Annotated in this window: 12 protein-coding genes and 1 CRISPR repeat array (1 of these 13 cut by a window edge); of the genes, 6 read left to right on the forward strand and 6 right to left on the reverse strand. The window is 41.7% G+C overall.

Annotation, left to right across the window (positions count from 1 at the left end; translation table 11 throughout):
- Nucleotides 1–10: 10 nt before the first annotated feature.
- Complete coding sequence (locus tag I6N90_RS03885; RefSeq protein ID WP_197934172.1) at nucleotides 11–2,548, reverse strand: fibronectin type III domain-containing protein; 2,538 nt, start codon at nucleotides 2,546–2,548, stop codon at nucleotides 11–13.
- Nucleotides 2,549–2,569: 21 nt separating this feature from the next.
- Nucleotides 2,570–5,104, reverse strand: a complete 2,535-nt coding sequence (locus I6N90_RS03890; RefSeq protein WP_197934173.1) for a fibronectin type III domain-containing protein — start codon at nucleotides 5,102–5,104, stop codon at nucleotides 2,570–2,572.
- 395 nt (nucleotides 5,105–5,499) lie between these two features.
- On the opposite strand from I6N90_RS03890, the gene I6N90_RS03895 reads away from it, so the two are divergent.
- Complete coding sequence (locus tag I6N90_RS03895; protein WP_197934174.1) at nucleotides 5,500–6,477, forward strand: hypothetical protein; 978 nt, start codon at nucleotides 5,500–5,502, stop codon at nucleotides 6,475–6,477.
- Nucleotides 6,478–6,634: 157 nt separating this feature from the next.
- Here I6N90_RS03895 and I6N90_RS03900 read toward each other — a convergent pair whose 3' ends face one another.
- Complete coding sequence (locus I6N90_RS03900) at nucleotides 6,635–8,746, reverse strand: methyl-accepting chemotaxis protein (RefSeq protein WP_197934175.1); 2,112 nt, start codon at nucleotides 8,744–8,746, stop codon at nucleotides 6,635–6,637.
- A 613-nt stretch (nucleotides 8,747–9,359) separates the two neighbouring features.
- On the opposite strand from I6N90_RS03900, the gene I6N90_RS03905 reads away from it, so the two are divergent.
- Nucleotides 9,360–10,709 carry a lytic polysaccharide monooxygenase gene (locus I6N90_RS03905; protein WP_197934176.1) on the forward strand — a complete coding sequence of 450 codons (1,350 nt, stop codon included), beginning with the start codon at nucleotides 9,360–9,362 and terminating at the stop codon, nucleotides 10,707–10,709.
- Nucleotides 10,710–11,545: 836 nt separating this feature from the next.
- On the opposite strand, the gene I6N90_RS03910 is transcribed toward I6N90_RS03905, so the two are convergent.
- Nucleotides 11,546–14,248, reverse strand: coding sequence for an adenosylcobalamin-dependent ribonucleoside-diphosphate reductase (locus I6N90_RS03910; protein WP_197934177.1), 2,703 nt, complete (start codon nucleotides 14,246–14,248; stop codon nucleotides 11,546–11,548).
- Between the two features lie 216 nt (nucleotides 14,249–14,464).
- Between I6N90_RS03910 and I6N90_RS03915 the strand changes: the two genes are divergently transcribed.
- The 3 genes from I6N90_RS03915 (at nucleotide 14,465) to I6N90_RS03925 (ending at nucleotide 18,256) form a co-directional block, all read left to right on the forward strand.
- A complete protein-coding gene (locus tag I6N90_RS03915) occupies nucleotides 14,465–16,285 on the forward strand; it encodes an SNF2-related protein (RefSeq protein WP_197934178.1) in 1,821 nt (606 codons plus the stop codon).
- On the forward strand, nucleotides 16,282–17,232 hold the full coding sequence (locus I6N90_RS03920) for a YqhG family protein (RefSeq protein WP_197934179.1): 951 nt from the start codon (nucleotides 16,282–16,284) through the stop codon (nucleotides 17,230–17,232). Before I6N90_RS03915 ends, I6N90_RS03920 begins: the two co-directional genes overlap by 4 nt.
- Nucleotides 17,233–17,356: 124 nt before the next feature.
- Nucleotides 17,357–18,256, forward strand: a complete 900-nt coding sequence (locus tag I6N90_RS03925; protein WP_197934180.1) for a hypothetical protein — start codon at nucleotides 17,357–17,359, stop codon at nucleotides 18,254–18,256.
- On the opposite strand, the gene I6N90_RS03930 is transcribed toward I6N90_RS03925, so the two are convergent.
- Complete coding sequence (locus I6N90_RS03930) at nucleotides 18,247–18,441, reverse strand: YqzE family protein (protein ID WP_197934181.1); 195 nt, start codon at nucleotides 18,439–18,441, stop codon at nucleotides 18,247–18,249. The two genes, I6N90_RS03925 and I6N90_RS03930, sit on opposite strands and share 10 nt — an antisense overlap.
- A 132-nt stretch (nucleotides 18,442–18,573) precedes the next feature.
- Between I6N90_RS03930 and I6N90_RS03935 the strand changes: the two genes are divergently transcribed.
- Nucleotides 18,574–19,293 (forward strand): N-acetylmuramoyl-L-alanine amidase, encoded by a 720-nt coding sequence (locus I6N90_RS03935; RefSeq protein WP_442950931.1) that lies wholly within the window; start codon nucleotides 18,574–18,576, stop codon nucleotides 19,291–19,293.
- Here the strand turns inward: I6N90_RS03935 and I6N90_RS03940 are convergent.
- Nucleotides 19,258–20,115: a divergent polysaccharide deacetylase family protein gene (locus tag I6N90_RS03940; protein WP_232242515.1), complete on the reverse strand. Its 858-nt coding sequence runs from the start codon at nucleotides 20,113–20,115 to the stop codon at nucleotides 19,258–19,260. The genes I6N90_RS03935 and I6N90_RS03940 overlap by 36 nt on opposite strands.
- Before the next feature lie 676 nt (nucleotides 20,116–20,791).
- A CRISPR array of direct repeats spans nucleotides 20,792–23,893; the repeat unit is 32 nt; unit sequence ATTTAAATCCACACATCCGTGAAGGATGTGAC; it runs 291 nt beyond the window's last position.

Genomic DNA, 23,893 nt, shown 5'->3' on the forward strand with positions numbered 1-23,893 from the left:
TACAGCATTTCTACACCAAGCTCCAAAGCGCTGGCACATTTGTAGGCTCCCAGCCTAGAAGTGATGTATGTGGTTGACGACAACTATATGTTCGACCACCAAAAGTGACTTGGTCACCTACTTTGTAGCTAACATTAGGTGCCCATGCTGCTGGACCATTTGTAGTACTCGTCGTTGCTTGAACGGTTGAACCAATGGATACATTGCCTGCAGCATCCAATGCTTTAACTATGAACGTATATGATGTCCCAGCAGTTAAGTTGTTAATGGTAGTCGTTGTTCCCATCACATTAATGCTCGTTGAACCATACGAAACGGTATAACCTGTTACACCGTATTCATCGGTCGATGGAGCCCAAGATAATGTTACGCTTGAATTCGTAATTCCACTAGCTTGAACATTAGTTGGCACAGTTGGTGCCGTGGTGTCAGGTGAGGACGGTGTTAATCGGGTGTAAGGATTGCTAGCTAATGACAAATTGCCTGCAGCATCTCTTGCCTTTACAGTAAAAGTATAAATAGTGTTGTAAGTAAGTCCTGTAATCGTTGCAGTGGTAGTATTACCAGCAACATTAACACTAGACGATCCATAATAAACGGTATAGCCTGTTACTCCAACATTGTCCGTTGATGCAGACCAGCCTAGAACAATCGAAGTAGCAGACATACTAATCGATTGCAAATTTGTTGGCGTTGTTGGTGAAATGAGATCTGCTGGACCACATGGTCCTATCAATTTCCACACGCTACTTATGTCTGGACGTTCCCCTTTCGTCCACCATCTCGCTTCATAGATATTCCCGTTGTAGGAAGCTCTTTGTCCTCCCGTATAGACGGTGTTGGCATCCCACTCTTGCACCGTGCATACACTTGCTGGATTTGTCGTCACAGACAACGGCAAGCTAGATCTAGATACATTACCGAATGAATCATAAGTCTTTACTACAAAGGTATAGGTTGTGTTCGGTGTTAGTGCGTTAATTTGCACACTTTTGGTGCTCGAATTGATCACGGTATTTCCATAGGAAACACTATAGCCTGCAACATCCCTTCCTTCCGTATCAGCAAGCCATCCCAAATGTAAACTTGATGAAGTTACGTTCGTTGCATATAATCCGCTCGGAATCGGAGGCTCCAATGGATAAGAAATGGTGGCCGTAACAGCATTACTTGCGGCTGATTGATTACCCGCTGCATCTCTCGCTTTTACCGTAAATGTATATGTGGTACCTGGATTCAGTCCGCTAATTGTTGCATTTGTAGTGGCTCCATTAACGGATGTTGTCATCGTTCCATACGAAATGATATAGCCCGTAACACCTCGATTATCGGTAGAAGGAATCCATGATAAGTTGACACTTCTATCAATAACGCTGACGACCTGTAGACTTCCTGGGATAGTCGGAGCAATAACATCTCCTCCACCCGTATTTAATTGATTCAAGTAGGCGCGGTGACTCGTAGAAAACTGGAAGTTGTTATATTTATCCCAGTTAATCGACCACGTCATTAATCCGCGCATACCTGGATGCGCACCATTTCTTAACACGTAACTACCACCAAAAGATTCACCCTTATACAAATAGTTTAGTGCTTTATGGACCTCAGCAACCGTCGTAAATCCGCCTCCGGCATTCACATTCGCAGGCAATCCGATTACAACTTGATCTGGACGAAGCCCAGTAAAAAAGTGATTACTGTTACCCGCTACCGGGAATCCGGTAAGTACCATATCAGCCATCGCCACATGGAAATCGGCATTACCCATCGCATAAAACTGGTTATCAAGAGCTGAAATTTGACCAGAGTTGTAATGCTGAACTTGCACCCAATCTATGATGTCACGAAGCACATGAATAACTGGTAAATATGAGCCTGCTCTATTATCGCAAGATAAACAGCTTCCTCCGTAAAACTTATATCCAACTTGAACAAAAAAAGTTTCCGGAGCCATCGTTAACATAAAGTTGGTTCCATAGAAATCATGTAGCTCTCGCACAGCTGAAATTAAGTTTGTAATAACTGGAGTTGTCGGATTTCTGAAATCACTATCACCGCTATTAAAATAAAGGGAATGGCCTTCGAAATCAATGTCCAATCCGTCGAATCCATATTTCGTTATTATCGTTTTCATCGATGAAATAAATTGATTTCTAACGTTAGCGTTCACAAGTTGTACTTGACCATTTGCTCCACCTATCGAGATGATTACCTTTTTCCCTTGGCTTTGCAAATATTGAACATCCGATTTAAATTGTTCTTCCGTAGCGTTGAATGGCGTGAAACCTATCGTACCTCCTTGCGGGCCATTTGTTGGCTCAGCAAAGGAAACGTTAATAACATCAAAATCTGGGGAGACATCACGTAGACGAATAAAACCCGACCCATTATCGAAGTTATGCCAATAACCTACGATGACCTTGGAATCTACAGGAATAGTTGCATGCGCTTTTGCTGGGCTCAAGGAGAATCCAGTTATAACAAGCAACATAACTAACACAATGATCAACAGACGTAGCGTTACATTTTCCGTACGAATGAAGCTCATCCTAATCGTTCGCCCCCTCATCTAAATCACGCTCCATAACGCTGGTACATTTGTAGGTTCCCAGCCGAGAAGTGATGTATGTGGTTGGCGACAACTATAAGTGCGGCCACTGTAGGTTACTTGATCCCCGACCTTGTAGCTAACATTAGCCCCCCATGCGGCAGGACCACTTGTTGTACTCGTCGTAGCTTGAACAGTTGAACCAGTAGAAGAATTGCCTGCAGCATCAAACGCTTTAACGGTAAATGTATAGGCTGTAGATGCTGTTAAATTACTGATGACTGCTGTGGTCCCCGTAACATTAATTCTTGTTGTTCCATATGAAATGGTATAGCCTGTTACAGCATTGTTATCAGTTGATGCTCCCCATGATAACGTTACACTCGAGCCTGTTATCCCGCTTGCTTGAACATTTGTTGGTGGAGTTGGGGCAATTGTATCAGTTATGGATGGGAGAGTTAAAACTTGAACCGCATTACTTGCTTGTGATAAAAGACCCGATGTATCCTTTGCTTTTACAGTAAATGTGTAAGGTGTGTTCGGAGAAAGTCCTGTTATCGTTGCAGTGGTACCCCCAACATTGACGATTGTTGAACCGTAATAAACACTATAGCCGGTAACGGCAACATTATCGGTAGAAGCACCCCATGTTAGACTTACTGTTGTGCTCGTTATTGCCGTTGACTGTAAATTGGTTGGAGCGGTTGGTGGATAAAGCTCGCCTGGTCCATCATTGCATGGACCTATCAACTTCCAAACACTGCTTAAATCAGGCCTCTCACCTCTCGTCCACCACTTCGCTTCGTACTCATTACCTTCAAAACCAACTCGTTGACCTCCCGTATATGCGGTAGTTGCATTCCATTGCTGTACGATACAAGAGTTCCCCGAAGTTGTTCTTACAGTTAGAGGTAGACTTGCTGTTGAAGCATTTCCTGCTACATCATATGCCTTTACTGTAAAAGTATAAGAAGTGTTAGGTGTTAAGTTCGGTATATGGATGGCAGGGCTATTTGTGGTTAGACTTGTAGTACCATAAGTTACTGTGTAGCCAACTACTCCTACATTATCCGTAGAATCATTCCAAGCTAGTGTCAAACTAGTCGAATACGTATTTGGTGATCGTAAATTGGTTGGAACTGTCGGAGCGATCAGATCTCCATGCAAATATTCTGTAGTCACAGTAACTGAATTGCTTACACCCGATATGTTGCCTGCTGCATCCCTTGCCTTTACTGTAAATGTGTATGCTGTATTCGGCAACAATCCACTGATCGTTGTACTTGTACCTGTTACAGTCGTTGAATTCGTACCAAAAGTAACGATATATCCTGTAACGCCACGATCATCGGTTGATGCGTTCCAAGACAAGTTTACACTGTAAGAAGTTTTGCTTGGTGATTGTAGATTACTCGGAATTGTTGGTGCTGTCGTATCTGATCCGCCAGAGCTATATTGATCTAAGTATGCTCGATGACTTGTGGAAAATTGAAAGTTATTAACTTTGTCCCAGTTAATAGACCAAGTCATCAAGCCTTTAAAGTTTGGATACCCTGCAGCATTTCTAAGAACATATGTCCCGCCAAAAGGGACACCTTTAATTAGGTAATCAAGTGCCTTTTGCACATTCGCTGGTGTCGTATAACCTCCGCCAGCCGCTTGTGTCGATGCAGGTAACCCAATAACAATTTGATCTTGACGTAATGCTGGGAATACATTGTTAGGATTGTTCCCAACCGGGAAGCCAGCTAATAACATTTCCGCCATAGCCACTTGAAAGTCTGCTGTGCCCTGTGAATATGATCTTCCGTCAAGACCTGGCATTGGACCTGTATTATAATGTTGCACGTGCAAGTAATCCAGATCATTTCGGAAATTATAAATGACAGGGAGATAAGCACCCCAAATTCCTCCATAGGAACCAGATCCTCCTTGTACATAAGCTGTTTCAGGTGCCATCGTTAGGAGAAAGTCTGCGCTATAGCTGTTTAATATTTCTCTAGTCGCAGAAATTAAGTTTGTAATCTTTGGAGTTGTTGGTGCTTTGAAATCGGTATCTCCAGCATTAAGTGCAAGTGAGCTACCTTCAAGATCGATATCAAGGCCATCAAATCCATAGGTGTCGATAATATTTTTCATCGTTGTTACAAACGTTGTTTTGGCCTCAGCTGTTGTAAGCTCCACCGTACCGTTTGCTCCACCGATGGAGATGAGTACCTTTTGACCACGTGCTTTAAGGAAAGCAATATCTGCTTGAAAATCACTAACTGTTGAATTGTAAGGTGTAAACACCATATTGCCCGTATGTGAACCACCAGTTGGCTCAGCGAATGCAACTTGAATAACATCATAATTAGGAGAAATATCTCTCAAACGAATATTAGTAGAAAAATTATCAAAGTTATGCCAGTAGCCAACTATTATTTTGTTACGCGCGGTCGCAGCTTCAACTCTCTCGTTTTTCATCTGTACCCCTGTTATAACGATTATCGCAGCAAACACAGCTAAACAAGATCGCATGATCGGACTTATCTTTAGCGAATAGGGTTTCATCATTTCATCTCTCCCTTCTCATTTTGCAAACACTGTGTACTAGCTTTGTAAGCGATTACATTTCACTCATTATTGAAAACATCACCTCCTAACTATAAAAATAAGCTGCAAAAAGAGATAAGAGAAACATTGGGAGATACAAATAGCATTTGAATTTTGTTGTGACCTTTAGAGGATAGAAGGTAGATCCATTGGAGAGAACACTTTTTCTGTGGGAGTAACTTCTATTCTGAGGGGGAAGACAGTAGGAAATAAAGGGTATTTTCCTGTAATAGGAGGGGGAAATATCTCTTAGTGCAACATTTTTCCATACGTTCGCGTCTTTTTATTTGAAATAAAAGGAAATTACTTCTGTGTATGAAGACTCATTAATGAGGTTTAGAAAGTAGGGAGATACTTTGAAAACGTGTAGTTTAATCATCTTGGCTCTGCTCTTATCGGGATGTACGACTAACGGAGATCGGAATAAAAGTTCAACAATCATAATCATTCCTTCTGCTTTGCCATCACAATTCGTCCTGATTGAGAATAGCGCTACAACTACACCACATCCTACCCAAACAGCTAACATCACCTTGGACATTAAAACAGCAAATCTTATCGGAGAAAGTGACAATGGTCTTATTTATGAAGCAGATGGACATCTCTATTTGTTGCGAGAAGGGGAAGAAACGATTGAAATAGGTAACCCCGCTATTACTAAAAAAAGCGTAGATCTATCCAATGACGGGAAGACTCTTCTATATCAATTTGTTGATAAATCCATTGAACCATTTAAAGTTCGGCTTGCAACATATTCTATTGCTGAAAGTAAGGAAGACATTCTTGAAACGGAAGATTATCATTTTGATCTTTATAAATCCATTAATTGGTTCGGACAAAATATATTTATGCAAACCGATAGCCGTTTAATACCATCAGATTTTATCTTGCTGAATGGGAGTACTGGAGAGCAAATATTATCAGGTAGAGTGTTTGGGACCGTTCTTGATAGCAACGATAGATCACTGAAAATATTGTTAGGTAACAATGGGCAATCTGATCCCTCTGTCCGAACACCTACTGTTATAAAAGCATTAGCTGAAGACGGCACCCTTAATAAGCTATTTGAAGAAGATCTTTACGAAGAACAATTTCTCGATATTCGAATATCTGATCATTTATCAACTATAGCAGCGTGGACTCATATCGTACCTGCTGGAAAATCAAGACTTTGGATTGCAACCTTAAATAAATCCAATTGGGAAGTTGGACAATGGAAGATACATGATACAAAGTTTGCTCGTGAAGGCACCATTAGTTTTAACTCTACTGAAACGAAAATCGAATTAAGTAATGGCCAAACTTTCCCTGTTCCATCATCTTCTATTCAATAAACATACCCTTAATCTTGTAATCAATTTTGGGAAGCGAATAGGTGAAAGTTACTCTCAAATGTAATTGAGTAATCTCATTGCGATCACACTATACTGAAAAAGACGATCTTCCTTCAATTATTAAATTGAGAGTAGATCGTCTTTTGTTGCTCCGTGCTTATATTTTGAAGCGTGACAAATTATCTAGTAATTGCTGAACAGTACCGTTTAAAGATACTGCAGCCACAGATATTTGCTCCATCGAAGCAAGCTGCTGTTCAGCTGCTCCCGCCACATGCAATGACTCTATAGATGCAGAATCTGCAAGATCGGATTGGTAATCCATTGTAGCAGAAATCTCTTCCGTACTTGCAGTCATTTGCTGTGAAGCATCGCTAACCGCTTGTAACTGTCCATTCACTCGTTCAATCTCTTGTAAGATAGATCTAAAGAGTTGGCCACCTTCGCCTACTGCCTCTACACCAATCGCGATTTCCCCAATTCCCTTTTTCATTGCTGACTCTACTCGTTTAGTGTCCGTTTGAATCTCTTTTAAGATCGTAGAAATTTGGGTTGTAGCAGATTTGGCTCCTTCCGCAAGCTTTCTAATTTCACCTGCTACAACAGCAAACCCTCTACCATGTTCACCTGCTCTAGATGCTTCGATTGCAGCATTTAACGATAGTAGATTTGTCTGCACACTAATATCAGCAATCAATTGAATAGCACTGCCAATATCCTCAGATTTAAGTGCTAATTGATGCAACGCCTTTTCAGTTTCATCGGCTGTATGATGGATTGAGTCCATCTTGCCTACTGCCTGCTGCATCTTTACATTCCCGCATCTTGTCTGTTTTGCAACTTCCTCTGTAGTCGCTGAAACGTCAGCGCTAGATTCAGATATACGCATCGCTCCATTGGCCATCTCTTGAATAGCAAGTGACGTATCTTCAGACGATCTACTCTGCGACTGTGCGCCATCAGCCACAAGCTGTATAGACTCAGCAATTTTCCTTGAAGCTTCGCTTGCCTCCGAGGCTCCCGCAGTAAGCTGCTGTGAGGTTTGTCCTACTGTAGTCGCCAATTCAGATACAAGTCTAAACATATCCCGTAACTTTACTGACATCGCATTAAATGCTTGACCCATCTGTCCAATTTCATCATTTGTACGGATGTCTAATTGGCCAGTCAGATCGCCTTCTGCCATTTCTTTCATCTTACTCATTAGCGACTGTACAGGCTTAACGATCATCTGCCTTACTAATATGTACACAACAACGCCAAGCAACATCATTGCAGCTATCGTCAATGCAATCGTTGTTAGCCTGCTTTTCTCATAATCTTCTAAAATACGGCTTTCTTCAACTGCTGTTTGTGTGTACCACACTTGGTCTGTTCCAGGCAGCTTTATCCCATCGAACGAACGCATAACTCGCTTACCCTTTGAATTCATCGTATAGCCTGTATCCTGTTTATTTTTAACGATTTCTTCCCAAAGTAGCACTTTCTCCGGGTTGTCTCCGAATGTTTTCCCTATCGAATCTGGGTCAGTAGGATTAGTCAAATATGTTCCCGCTTCTGTAATTAGTGCTACGTAACCACCCATTGGCGTATATTTAGCGGCAGCCTCTTGTAAGCTATCCATTGATAAAAAGAATCCCACTATACCAAGCAATTTGCCCGAATCGTCTAACATCGGCATCACAATTGTTGCTTTCATTACTTTTTGATTGCCGTCATCGTAAAGCATAGGTTCCATATATTGTGTTTTTAATGTTTGTTTGGTCAATAAATAATAATCACCTGAACCCTCTTTATCATAATTAATAAGTTGATCCTTCTTAATCTCCGCACCATGACGCTCTACATAAATATTGAAGCGACCTGTCGCATCTCCATTACCCAGTGAACTAACATGATCCGTGTCCTTCCCATCAAATGCATTCGGCTCCCAAAGCATAAATAATCCATAGGCATTCGGATTTTCCTCGAGAACGTTATTTAACAATGTTGCTGCAGCAGGCCTGCTACTTCCACTTTGCATACGCATACTCTTTAAAGATTCAGATAACGTAACTAAAGTAGATTCGTATCCATGCATCGTTGTAGAAATTAGTTCGGCGTAAGCTTTACCAGCACTATGAGCTTCAATCTCTGCCTTCTCGATACTCGTTTTTTTGAGCGTTTTAAGATTGACGACGCCATAAAGTCCGAATACAACTACTAATACTAAACAAAGCATAAAAATTAATTTTACAGATAAATTTAAATTACGATACATTTGAACCATAATTGCCTCTCCTCATTCATTCTTTTGAACTACTCTATTATCGTGTCAATCATCGAATTTCAGTGTAAAAGCTCCCAATTGTGACAACATAGCTAAATGTAACATAAAAACTACCAGTCAAACCATATTAAACATATGAAAATAACTTTTTTTTATCTCGTAAAAACTAAAATTAAGTTTCAACTTATGCTTTACATTGCTAGACACAAGTGATAGTCTATTCTCAAAATAAACAACCTACTATTATCCTCAGTCTACAGCTCCTCACGAGCAAATGTGAAAGCGCTGACATTTTCATGCTAGCGCACTTATTTATCTAATCAACCCGCAGCTTACCTTACTTTTTTCCAATACAGACATCCCAAATATTTGGATACTTCAACTCAATTTTTCGGAGAATGTCATTCTCTTATAATCCAAATATTAATCATGCCCTCACAAAAAGTGATCTCTTACAATAAACTGACCTCGAACTCGAATCTATCATTACGGTTGTATATGAGCGTAGCTTGTTTGCGTTTATATAAATATGATATGAAGGGGGTGCTTACTCCAAGAAGTGGACTATTTTGTACGAACAGGTACGAATTTAACCATTAAAGGAGGCATTATTATGACGAGGGATTTACGCATTCACCAGTCGGGTCTATTCAAGTGGATTACTATCGGTAGTTTAATGGTACTTGCTATCATCTGCACACTAATATTTTCGGAGAAGGCAAATGCTCATGGTTATGTGGAAGGACCTTCTAGCAGAGCTTATCTATGTAAGTTAGGACAGAACACTAACTGTGGTGCAATCATCTACGAGCCGCAAAGCTTAGAAGCACTAAAAGGATTTCCTGCTGCTGGACCTGCTGACGGGCAAATTGCAAGCGCTAACGGGGCTTTCCCATTGCTAGATCAACAAAGCTCGACTAGATGGACTAAAGTGAATATTTCAAGTGGTCAGAACACATTTTATTGGAAGTTGACTGCTGCTCATGCTACTACAAGTTGGAAATATTATATTACGAAGCAGAACTGGAACCCGGATGCCGCGTTAACTCGGGATTCCTTTGATCTTACACCGTTTTGTTCAGTCAGCCATGGAGGAACTAGACCTCCATTCAACTATTCAGATACTTGCAACGTTCCTTCAAGAACTGGTTATCAAGTTATCCTCGCTGTTTGGGAAATTGCAGACACACCAAATGCTTTCTACAACGTCATAGACGTAAATTTCGGCAATTCTAACGACACAACTGCACCTACTGCACCGTCCCCTATTTCTGTTTCTGGAACAACAAGTACAACAGCAACACTTTCATGGGGTGCATCAACAGATGCTTATGGTGTAACTCAATATCGAATATACAATGGCTCAACACTCGTTAATTCCGTAGCAGGTTCCAACCTGACGTATACTGTAACTGGGCTCTCACCTTCTACCTCGTATTCGTACCACGTTGTCGCACTTGATGCTGCTGGCAACATTTCACCTGCAAGTGCTACCGTCATTGCTACAACGACAGCTCCTATTATTGATACAACCCCGCCAACCGCCCCAAGCGGCTTGCATGTTATGGGTACACCAACCTCAAACTCACTTCAGTTAATGTGGTCGCCATCGACAGACAATATTGGAGTTGACAGCTATAAGATCTACCAAGGCTCTGCACTCTTAGTTGTTGTTACCGGAAATCAAACATCATTTAATGTATCTGGCCTCACACCAAGTACAACCTATTCATTCACCGTTTATGCGTTAGATGCTGCAGGCAATCAATCTGCTGTCAGCAATTCAATCTCAGGTACAACTGCTGCACCACCTGCTGTACAAGCATGGGCTCCTAACACTGCCTATGCGGTAAATACGTTAGTATCTTATAACGGCGCAATCTACAAATGTCGTCAAACTCATACCTCACTAGCTGGCTGGACGCCAACTGCAGTTCCTGCTTTGTGGCTGTTGCAGCCATAATAATTCTGTTTTTTTTGGAGCTTGGCCGTGAAAAGATTAAGGCCCTGTGGACATTTTGTCACAGTGGCCTTATTTTATTATTATTATCTTCATTAATCGTTACATCACCTTCTGTTTTGCGGTCTGGCGCGCATATCGGCATGTAACATTTTCTGTCGGAATTCTAACGAACCTAGTAACTCTTATAAGGTCAAATAGTAATCGTTTACAGTAGTAACGAACCCCAGATTCGCTATTTCAAGAAAACATCCATATTACTGCTATTTATGATGAAATAACATCAATGGAGTTCATTAGATGTAATTAATTACGAATTTTCATAAAATAAGCATGATACAATTCGTTAAAATGGCAAATGACTTTTTGATAATCAGATAATAAAAAAGATCGAGATAGCGCGATGACGCCTATCTTCGACCTTTTGAACTAAACTAGAACATTCACTATTAGTCAATAGTGATCTGGTAAATTATAGATTAGTAAGCTTCACTTGCAAGAAATGATTCAAACCATTAATTACTACATTCTCATCTACAGACACATAACAAGCTTTACTCTACTCAATTCGATAGCTCGACTCATCAAAACACCTCACTTTCGAAAATGTATTCAGAACCAAGCGTTCTTAATTAAGAAGATTATAATAACCGCATTTTGTAATAAATTGAACTATATTACTTTTTAACGATTTTTTAAACTTTTCAGCACAGGTACAACAAATCATTATTGGAATTGGTCAAACTTCATATGACAACAAGTAATGTCATACATTTACCTCTTATTCCATGCAAAAAGGTGAGAACATACATCTTATGTCCTCACCTATTAACCAAGCCCTAATTACACTTACTAAATCCACAAACGCTACATTGCTTACAACCTTCTAAGTTAACTAGCGCTGCAGAACCACACGAAGGACAGAGATCACGTTCCGTTTCAGGGTATAAATTTATCGAATGCGACTCTTTCGTAAGTACACTCGCGCCAACTTCTTCCTGCTGCGGCACTTCTCTATCACTTGCAACGTCCACCTCTTCACCAACTACATTTTCACCGTCAACTTGCCTCATTTCACTATCCCCATGCAAATCCAATGCCTTTGCAACCGCATCTGCGATTGATTCAACACGATTCGCACCAAATCCAGTTGCACCCGAACCACCAATACCTTTCAGATGTTTAACTAACAATTGAACCTTGTTACCATGGTCACCGTAACGGAGAAACAATGAGCATACCCGCCCCAATGCTTCTGACATGGCAAATACATCTGAGCCTGCTTTTCCGACATTGAGGAAAATTTCGGCAGGTGACCCATTCAAATCATTGATTGTAATATACGCCATGCCAAATGGTGTATTAAACCTATAAGTTGCTCCACGTAGTACACTCGGCCTGCGTTTGTACTGTTTGTCTAACGTGCTTTCTGCTAACGCACTTACTCTTAACGCGCCTTCACTTGTATTACTTGCAGCTACTAATGAGCTTCCACTTGCATTACTTACACCTAACGAACTTTCACTAGCATCCACGTTAACTAATAATGGCGAATCTACAGGAGGAGCCTCATCTGGTAACCATTTCTCCTCGTCTAATGTATCATCAGTCTTCTTCTCGTCCGAACTTGAACTTGTTGAAAGCACTTGTACATCACGACTTCCGTCACGATAAATGGTGACTCCTTTGCAACCAAGCTCATAAGCCAGTTCGTAAAGTCTCCCCGTCTCTTCTACAGTGAAGTCTGCAGGACAATTTGCCGTTTTCGAAATGGAGCTATCTACCCAACGCTGAATAGCGGCTTGCGTTCGAATATGATCTTCAGCAGATAACTCCATTGCTGATACAAAGTAATCGGGCAGCTCCTGATCCAGATGGTCGTCCTTCCACTTCTGAGCAATCGGGACAAGCTGCTTATCGAAGCCAAGCCTGCTCTGACGGAAATATTCGAAAGCGAAATAGGGTTCAATACCCGTCGATGTACCCACCATAGTACCTGTACTTCCTGTTGGTGCTTGTGTCAAAACAGTCACGTTACGTATACCCTGTTTCGCAATTTTTTCGCTAATCTCAGGATAAGCAGCAAGTAGTTCCTTCATAAATCCGCTTTGTACATACTTTTCTCTGTCAAATGCCGGAAACGAGCCCTTTTCTGAAGCGATCTGTGATGAAGCTAAATAAGCTTCCTTCGCCATAAAACCATATAACTTATTTAAGAAAGTTAGCGACTCTTTACTTCCGTATCGTATGTTAAGCTTAATCAATAACTCAGCAAGTCCCATCGTACCAAGACCGATGCGCCGCTCCTTTTTTTGATTGGCTTCATTTTCAGCGAAATGGTAGGGCGTCTTATCGATCACATTATCTAGAAACCGCACTGACCACCGTGTTACTTTACCTAATTCATCCCAATCTACATCTTTGCGAGACGCATCGTAGAACTTAGATAAATTAACAGCGGACAAGTTACATACACCCCAGCCTGGCAAACCTTGCTCCCCACATGGATTCGTTGAGATTATCGGGTTGAAGTACCAGCTATTTGACATCTTGTTATAACGCTCCATAAACACGACACCCGGTTCAGCTGACTTCCATGCAGACTCAATAATGGTTTGCCAAATTTCTTTCGCTCGAACCTTCTTATATGAAATAACTCGTTTTCCCAATTGTCTCCATGCCTCGATATCTCCAGTCCACAGCTCGTCATAACCGCTTTCCTTCGTGTCAGGGAAAACGAGTTCCCACTCTCCGTCTTGCTTCACAGCTTCCATAAAAGCATCACTTACACAAACAGACAAATTTGCGTTCGTCACTTCTCCGCTCTTTTGCTTCACTGTAATAAACTCCAAAATATCGGGATGCCAATCGTTCATCATTAGCATAAGTGCCCCCCGCCTGCTACCACCTTGCTCAATAAGTCCAGTCGTATAACTGAACAAACCACCCCAAGATACTGCACCACTCGAAGAACCGTTCACACCAGCCACATTTGCACGCCGTGGACGAAGTGACGAAATATTAATGCCTACTCCTCCGCCTCTAGCCATAATTTCCGTCATATCTGATAATGTCTTTATTATGCCGCCCCTACTATCGATTGGAGATGGAACGACATAGCAGTTAAACAACGTTAGCTCTTCACTCGCACCCGCTCCAGCCATAATTCTCCCTCCGGGTACAAGCTTCCAATCATCCAAAATATATCTAAACTTTCTCTCCCACTCTACTGACTTTGCAAGCGAATTCTCCACAGAAGCAATAGAAGTAGCAAGTCTATCCCACATTTCCTCTGGATGACGTTCAATAGGGTGCATCAATTTATGGATACTAGTAGAGACGATGTCTCCATTGTGCAGACGAACTTCCACACTTTCATGCTTCCGACTAACAACCTCTCCAACTTCTTTTACCGGAAACTTAGCATCTTCCTTTAGCAGTACTAGAACCGTATCTCCCGTTTTCACCTTACTTGCATCGACATTTTTCCTTGCATACCGGTCCAAAAATATTTTTTCACTTAGCCCTTCAAGCCGCCGCATTCCGATCAACTCCTCCTAAATAGGTCATTGAATTGAAACTTTCCCGCATTGCAACTATCCGATCAAACGATATAACTTCAATATATTGTATTCAAAAGGATTATATCATACTATATGTTGATTTATACTCTGTTCACAGATGCTTCTTATTATTATTGCTCTATAAGGCAATACTAATGACAACTTATCCCTTGTTATCGAAAAGGAGCGCTCTTCATGACATTCGAAATATCGCCGCAAGCTGCTACAGCAGAGAGTAGCTCATCCATAATGAAACGGAAACTACATTCACATGTAGATTTACAAGTAGATCGTACTTGGTTTGATGAATTGCAAGATCGACTCTCGAAAAATGGCCCCTGGGATGATTGGACGCTCTATCAGCTAGCTATTGAAGCAGAACAAGCTAAACGCGTCGAAAGTTTCGAAGAACTACAATGTTTACGGACGTTGCCTGCAATCGTACCAATGCCTCATCAAATCAGCACTGCGAGCAAAGTGCTTCATGAAATGGGCGGCAGAGCTATTCTTGCGGATGAAGTTGGACTTGGCAAGACGATTGAAGCTGGACTTGTGCTGAAAGAATATATGGTGCGCGGCCTTGTGAAGCGAGCCCTCATTCTTGTGCCTGCATCTCTAGTGCTTCAATGGGTGCGAGAACTAAACCAAAAGTTCGGTATTTCTGCATTCGCGCAGAAGAAAGAGCATACTTGGGGGTATGACGTTGTTGTCGCTTCTATCGATACTGCCAAACGCGAGCCGCATCGAGAACGTGTACTAGGAACTGAATACGATCTTATTATTATTGATGAAGCTCACAAGCTCAAAAATAAAAAAACGACTAACTACCAGTTTGCTACTCTGCTTCGCAAAAAGTATTGCCTACTGCTAACAGCGACACCGATCCAAAACGATTTGGACGAGCTTTTTAATCTCATCACGTTGTTAAAGCCTGGACAACTTGGTGGACAAAGTGATTTTGCAGCTAATTTCGTCGTAGATAAGCGGCTCCCAAAAAATGAGGATCAATTACAAGAAGCTTTATCTACCGTAATGATTCGCAATCGTCGCGGCGATGGAGGCATTCATTTTACGAAACGAATTGTCAAAAACATTCCACTCGCGCTTTCCGCTGATGAAAAAGCACTTTATGATGCCGTTACCGGCTTCGTGAAGGAAAGATATAACGAAAGCGGCGGCGATATGAGCAGCATGCTTTCACTTGTCACTTTGCAGCGCGAAGTATGTAGTAGTAGAGATGCTGTATTTCTAACACTCATCAATCTGTTTAAAAAAACGGAGGAAGATTCACCGCTTAGACCAAAGATTTGGGGACTGGTGGAGAAGATAAAAAGTATCAAAGCCAACACGAAAGCGGAAAAAGCGATGGAACTTGTGAAAGAGATGAACGAAAAAGTCATTATTTTCACAGAGTACAGGGCGACGCAAGAATATTTACTCCAATTTTTCCGTGCACAAAACATAATGGCTGTGCCATACCGTGGCGGTATGAACCGCGGTAAAAAGGATTGGATGATGGATTTGTTCCGTGGGCGAGCTCAGGTGCTTATCGCAACAGAAGCTGGTGGTGAAGGAATCAATCTTCAGTTTTGTCACCATATGATCAACTTTGATTTGCCATGGAATCCTATGCGAGTTGAGCAAAGAATCGGCCGCGTTCATCGGCTCGGTCAAACGGAGGATGTACGTATCTACAATTTATGCACGCTTGGCACAATAGAAGAACATATCGTTAGTCTGCTACACGAAAAAATCAATCTATTCGAGCTAGTTATAGGTGAACTAGATCACATATTAGAACGGTTCGAAGGCGGCGACTCGATCGAAAAGCGGCTTGCCCGCGCATTACTGGAGTCTGGAGACGATCGCGATTTAGAGAAGCAATTAAATCAACTAGGAAGTTCACTCAGCCAAGTGCGAGATGAAGTTAAATCGACAACTAATCCATTATCCGCTGGCCCGGAATTGCTGATAAAAGTAGATCAACTTGGTCAAACGGTGGAGGTAAAGCCATGAATGAGAAGCAAGTGCATAAATTTGTGAACCGCTATTTGGAAGCAACCGACTGTTCTATCATCGAAAAGTCACCAGCCCACTTTACCGTTAAATTGTCACCTAGTGCTGATCGTGAACTAACGAACAGACCCTATTATTGGAGCTTCGTAGATCGTGTTGGAACTGAACCTGAGACGATGACCTTTCTGTTCGTGACAGATAAAGAACGATATGATGCGTTGCCTTCTACGCCAGAATTAACACCTAGTGGTCAAGCCGAAGCGGGTAACCAAACTTCTGCGGTCGATGCTGCACTCACAAGGTCGTTCGGCTTCATTAATAATAATTTGACTGCACCAGCTCGAATTCCGCGAGAAGATTTATATTTCGGCTCACGCAAGCTGGAACAATTATTCGGTGCTGCAAAAACGAAGGGCAGTTTTGTTTATTTATTTCAAGAACCTGATAAACGAGGGAGTAGCCCTTTTAGTTCCACACCATATACAGCTTGGCTTGGTGTTAACATTCGGATAGAATTTGCCTGTGATCGTAAGCGGGAAGAAATTCATAGCTTTGGTGTTTCGCTGGTGACTGGTCATTGTGTTGACCGCTTTCATGATCGACTAGTTGCTACGAAGCTGACTCCAAGGCTACCTGCCAACATTCATGTGACGAAAACAGGAATTTCCTTCAACAAAGCGTTAACGATTGTCGAGCAAACACTGGAACGAAAGCTAAAATCGTATGATTATAACTGGGCAGTTGATGCCACTAACAGACTTAAACATGAAATGGATCGAATCAATGCCTATTATGAGCCGCTATTGGAACATGCAACAGAAGAAAACAAACCTGCCGTCACCGAGCAATACGAGCAGCGCCAAGCAGAAATTCGTTGGCAATATGAACCTCGTGTGACGGCTTCCGCCATTAACTGCGGCATTTTCCACCTGGAGGGAATCGATTGAATACAATTAGACGGGAACCGCATCATTACGGCAAAAAAAAGCGCTATTACGACTCATTGATGCCGACAGGTTGTAACAGCATTCTTAAAGCCTGTCCGCTACAATGTAGCTGAGGTGAAAACATTTGCGAAAATTATTGATTAGATGGACAACTGTAGCTGTATTATCAACCGTACTGCTCGCGGCAAGTAGCCCCCCTGTCCCTATTGCTGCCCTCTCCGTGTTAGAGGTTAGCATATCTGCAGAAACTACATTAGAGTCACAGGCACAAAGCTGGGTTGACGAACTTGCTTCTAAATCAGATTACTCAGAGTGGAAGTCAGCCACTCTCGCTATTTCTCCACTCGGTCCGGGAACACATAGCTGGTTAGTTTTACTTACGAAAAAAGAAACAATTGTTGGTTACTTGGTCGTAAATGCGACCGAAGATGGGAAGTTTCAGCTAGGGGAATATGGCATTGGGGAATACCCGTTATTTAATGAACAATCGCTGCAGCTTTCCTTGCTGCAGCTTGAACTAATAAATCAGCCTAATCAAGCCGAAAAGGTTTACGTACACCCGCTTCAAGCTGCATGGCGAATTACATCCAAAAAAGCTGTCTATTATAGAGATGCTAACTCAGGTGAAGATCTGCCTGAGTATAACATCAACTGGGACAAGCCTGCAGGTGACAATGAATTAGAAAATAGACATGGGTTACTTTCCTCCCATGCCAAATTGGCTCATTATCGTTCTATCGGTTCATTTGATCCTTATGGACGGATGCCCTGGTTAACAAAAAAACCTATCGCTATACAATCTAATGACTATTCCACTATAGTAACAGCAATAAAAAACAAAAAGCAGCTTCGCTACACTTACGTTTCAGAAGACAATTCTTACCGTGCAGTATGGTCGGTAGTTGGATATGACGAGTGGGAAAACGGCGAACTGTTCGTTGCTCTCGACACGGATGAAGACAGCTCAGATCGCCGTTATATTCCGATGGCATTACTTGTGGAAAAAGGCAAATTTTATCGTTGACGATCAGCTCTACCTCTCCACCAAAGAATAAAACTTACCGGGCCCCAACCAAACCAACGCGTCAGCCACGGCTCTCTAGCCGCCTTGGCTGACGTTTTTGCTTGTTTTCGCTCATCAGCCGGTGTCTCCATATAATGTATAAATTGCTCCGTCATATATTTAACGAGATCATTTCCTCCAGCCACATGAATCACCTCCTACGCTAAACTCTTACCTAAAGCATACCCCATTCTTTTTGAACATAATCATGTATGAGTTTTCCTCAGATCAGCCACGCTAATGGAATATAAAACGCCAACATGCGGAGGACTGAGCATATGATGCAAAAATCGTTATTGTGCTTGATATGTGTATGTGTGCTTGGTTTAACTGGGTCTGCACCTGCACAAGCAATGGATAAACGAAAAGAAGAAGAGCAAGTCGCACAAATTAAAGACCAAAACATTTCACTTCCTCATACAACCGTTATTATCGATGTTGGTCATGGTGGTATTGATGGTGGTGCGTCACACGGAGATTTGCTGGAGAAAGATATTAACCTCGCTATTGCAGGTAAATTGTATCTTCTTCTTAGAAGTCAAGGCATTCCAGCTATTATGAATCGTACAGACGATTACGCACTTAGTGATGACAATCACTGGCACAACTCGAAATCGAGGCATCGCAAAGATTTGTCGCAAAGACGTCAGCTCACCGAAGAAATTGACAGTGAGCTGCTTGTTAGTCTACATGTGAACTGGGGTAAAAACAGTTCCAGAAGAGGCCCTCTCGTCTTACATCAGGAATCTGGAGAAAGTGCTCTGTTAGCATTTTGTATACAAGACGCCTTAAATCGTCAACAATCTTCAAATGCCCTTCCTAAACTTGGGAATCCGTTTTATTTACTAAGACGCGTAGAGCAACCTTCTGTTATTGTCGAGATGGGTTTTATTAGTAACCAAGCCGATCGCGACATGTTAACTGATTCACGAAGTCAATTACAAGTTGCTGGGGCTATTGCATCAGGGATTAGGCAATATAAATGGATCAATCATTGATGATCGAACCATATCGGATAATTTAACGAAATGCGCAACTGACCGTAAGTCAGGAATAGACCTTAGTAATACTGCTGATGTCTTTTTCCCAGGCGGTCCAACATGACCTATCGTTATGCAACTTTCATTATTTTCTAAATGTCTTCTAAGTAAATTAACTTGCTTGGAAATGTGTTGCTCCGTATATACGTCATCAAGGAAAACGTTATTCCCGAGCGTTGGCACACCTAATTCTTTTGCAACTTGAGGAACTACCGTTTTAGGAGTTGTCTTACTATCTAAATAAAACATGCCATGTTCCTTAATAACGGTAAGTACGACTCGCATAATTCTTTCGTCAGCTGTAATTTTAGAGCCCATATGGTTGTTCATTCCTATTGCGTGAGGAACGTCATTTATGGCGTCCTCCACTCTCTTTCTCACTTCCGCATCGCTCAAATCAGCTGTAATAGCCCCTGGACCAAGCCATGATTTTAAGCCTTTGTTCGGTTCCATAGGCATATGAACAATCACATCATGACCAAGCTTGTATGCGGCCTCCGCATCTTGCTTTGACGTTGGCATAAATGGCATTACTGCTACCGTAAAGGGGATCGGAAGTTTAAGCATCTCTTCCGTTCCAGTCATTCCGTTGCCGAAATCATCGATGACTATGGCGAGGGTGCGAGTTTTTGCGTTCTTGCCTGTATCGTCTACACTTGCGGCAACGATTTGATTGCTTGTACGAAAGGATGTACATATACAAACGATACAAAATACAAAAATGCCTATCATACGAGCTACTTTCCAACTTTTTAGTCCTTTGTTATGAATTAGCTTCATCTTATCCGAGCTCCGTTCTCTGTTGTAATACGCTATCTGTCCGTGACCAAACGAAAATATGCTACCCACTAATCGTTAACATTCCCCATAATTAACAGGATTATGATGATTCATTCATTCTCCCCCTCGGATAGTGAACCTTGATTTCAACAGTTCCTCTAGCAGGGTGCAATCACTTTCCAAAATTACCGGAAGCCGATACTAGCTCCTTCAAACTGACCATGACCAAGCAAGTCCTCCGAAATGACAGTTTGCGGAGACTTGAAGTGCTGATGCTGATATATTCAATTGTTCGAGTTTCCACCAAGACCATGTAAAAAACAAGGACAGGCTCCTGCCCCTCCTTGTTGTAAACTATCGATTCACTGCTGTAAAAACCTCCATATTGTCGCATCTCTACGTACCATACTTTTGGATCTCTGTTCTCTACTATGTTAATATTAACGAGTGACATGAAAAAGACACTAACGTTGTGTGTGTATATAGTATACGAAAGTCTTGAAGATTTTCTTGAAGTAAAGTAGCCTCCTAGTCCCTACGTTATCTACGATTATATTGACAATAGCTTTAGCCTTCTTTCAGGATAACCATACTTGCATTGAGGTCTTTAGCATGATATAACCCGCACGAAGGACATATCATTTACGAAGGCATAGACTTAAAACGTCCTAGCTAAATTTTAATCCACACATCCGTGAAGGATGTGACATGCAAGAGCTTGAGCCACCACCGGTAAGAGTTATTTAAATCCACACATCCGTGAAGGATGTGACATTACATTCGCCATCCCTTTCGCCGCATCTGGTGATTTAAATCCACACATCCGTGAAGGATGTGACACACGAGTCCGTAAGAGAACTATTGGAAGATGATATTTAAATCCACACATCCGTGAAGGATGTGACTGAAGTATGATTTTCAACGTACGAGGTTAGGACATATTTAAATCCACACATCCGTGAAGGATGTGACCTTACCACCTTATAGTGGTGCTTGGGACTTGATTATTTAAATCCACACATCCGTGAAGGATGTGACGACGATATGGGTAGTCTTTCACTACGCAATATTATTTAAATCCACACATCCGTGAAGGATGTGACTTTCAACAAACCATTCAGTCACATACTTGTGATATTTAAATCCACACATCCGTGAAGGATGTGACAACGTAGGTATATCGAAGCAACGGACAAAGGTGAATTTAAATCCACACATCCGTGAAGGATGTGACATGTTAAGTTCAGGAAGCAGCTCATCCGATCCGTATTTAAATCCACACATCCGTGAAGGATGTGACCTCAGTCATATGTTTGAGATATCGGTTGAAACTATATTTAAATCCACACATCCGTGAAGGATGTGACTGAGAGTGTGCAAGATCGCCCAACTAAAGCACATATTTAAATCCACACATCCGTGAAGGATGTGACAACGTTGACTGGGCCTAGTGTCGTCGCGCTAATAATTTAAATCCACACATCCGTGAAGGATGTGACTCTACGATTTCAGATCTTAAGGTCACAATTGACAATTTAAATCCACACATCCGTGAAGGATGTGACTTTGTTTATCCCTACTTTAGGACATTGCCTTTAACCATTTAAATCCACACATCCGTGAAGGATGTGACTAGAATTGGCAAGCGATATCGTGAGGAGGATGGAATTTAAATCCACACATCCGTGAAGGATGTGACACCACTTATAGACATACATAAATAAAGTCACTTTATTTAAATCCACACATCCGTGAAGGATGTGACCCCATCTTCTCTACCATTCCAGGCATTTGTGATCATTTAAATCCACACATCCGTGAAGGATGTGACAAATACTAATCGCACCTCTGCTCTACGACGTTCAATTTAAATCCACACATCCGTGAAGGATGTGACGCATCGGGATTGATTGATCCTATTCAGTTTTGGGATTTAAATCCACACATCCGTGAAGGATGTGACGCATAGGGATACTCAAACGGTTAAGAGTCATAATATTTAAATCCACACATCCGTGAAGGATGTGACGCTTTATCACCATCATCCAAGTCATACTCTTTAAATTTAAATCCACACATCCGTGAAGGATGTGACTAATTAATCTAATTTCGATTTCAACAAACGAGAATTTAAATCCACACATCCGTGAAGGATGTGACTTCGGTCATGCTGCTCCTCCTCTTGGATACCATAATTTAAATCCACACATCCGTGAAGGATGTGACATGGAGCCGTTGTTTTACGTTCAAAAACAAGGAGATTTAAATCCACACATCCGTGAAGGATGTGACTCGCAACGGTATTATATACTGGTGCAATGATGTGATTTAAATCCACACATCCGTGAAGGATGTGACTAGATATCCAATTGATTCCTAGCTCCGTAGCGTATTTAAATCCACACATCCGTGAAGGATGTGACTATGCAAGTCTGCGTGATCGTTTGGACTATGTAGATTTAAATCCACACATCCGTGAAGGATGTGACTAACCTGCCATTAGGCGCAGTAATAGCAATAGTTATTTAAATCCACACATCCGTGAAGGATGTGACACCTCGTGGACCGCTAGGTCATCTTCGTTATTATATTTAAATCCACACATCCGTGAAGGATGTGACCCGCCTAATAGACTCGTAGAGACGCAATAGATATATTTAAATCCACACATCCGTGAAGGATGTGACGAGAGGGAGCCTAGCGGCTTCCTTTTTTGTTATAATTTAAATCCACACATCCGTGAAGGATGTGACTTGCCGTTAGCTCTTATCGTAACTTGCCATTTGTATTTAAATCCACACATCCGTGAAGGATGTGACTTAATTTGTCCTCATTAAGCTTCAGCTCTGTTTTATTTAAATCCACACATCCGTGAAGGATGTGACGCCGCGATGATTTCGAAAAGTGGTTACTTGGTAATTTAAATCCACACATCCGTGAAGGATGTGACTCCCCACGCCGGGATAATCGCAATGAATGGCATATATTTAAATCCACACATCCGTGAAGGATGTGACATGATGGCTCAGCGTAAAGTTAGTCGGGTTAATATTTAAATCCACACATCCGTGAAGGATGTGACGGTGCTATGGTTTACAAATGTCCTTGATGAATCAATTTAAATCCACACATCCGTGAAGGATGTGACTTGGGTACTTGACCCAGATGAGGTGAGGGAGGAAATTTAAATCCACACATCCGTGAAGGATGTGACTGGAAAGTCACAAGATCCAATTCGCATGATGATTATTTAAATCCACACATCCGTGAAGGATGTGACGCAAAAGCAGCTAGGCTAACGCATGAAGAGTTTATTTAAATCCACACATCCGTGAAGGATGTGACTTTAAAGACTCCGATTCGACCGAATACGCTCAACATTTAAATCCACACATCCGTGAAGGATGTGACGGAAGCTTCCATCCATACGACCACCAAATATGATATTTAAATCCACACATCCGTGAAGGATGTGACTTGCACTAGTTCCTCTTCATCGCGGTAACTAATATTTAAATCCACACATCCGTGAAGGATGTGACAACCCTCATACAGGCGAACACTTAATCATGGATGATTTAAATCCACACATCCGTGAAGGATGTGACTGCTATCGATGATATCAATTACCTGACCAACAAAATTTAAATCCACACATCCGTGAAGGATGTGACTACAACTCGACGACATTAAAAAACTACTTGATGTATTTAAATCCACACATCCGTGAAGGATGTGACTCAATGTGTAGTCTTAAATGTGACGCGCTATATATTTA

The organism is Paenibacillus sp. GSMTC-2017 (genome assembly GCF_016019935.1).
In the GTDB taxonomy this organism is placed as follows: Bacteria; Bacillota; Bacilli; order Paenibacillales; family Paenibacillaceae; genus Pristimantibacillus.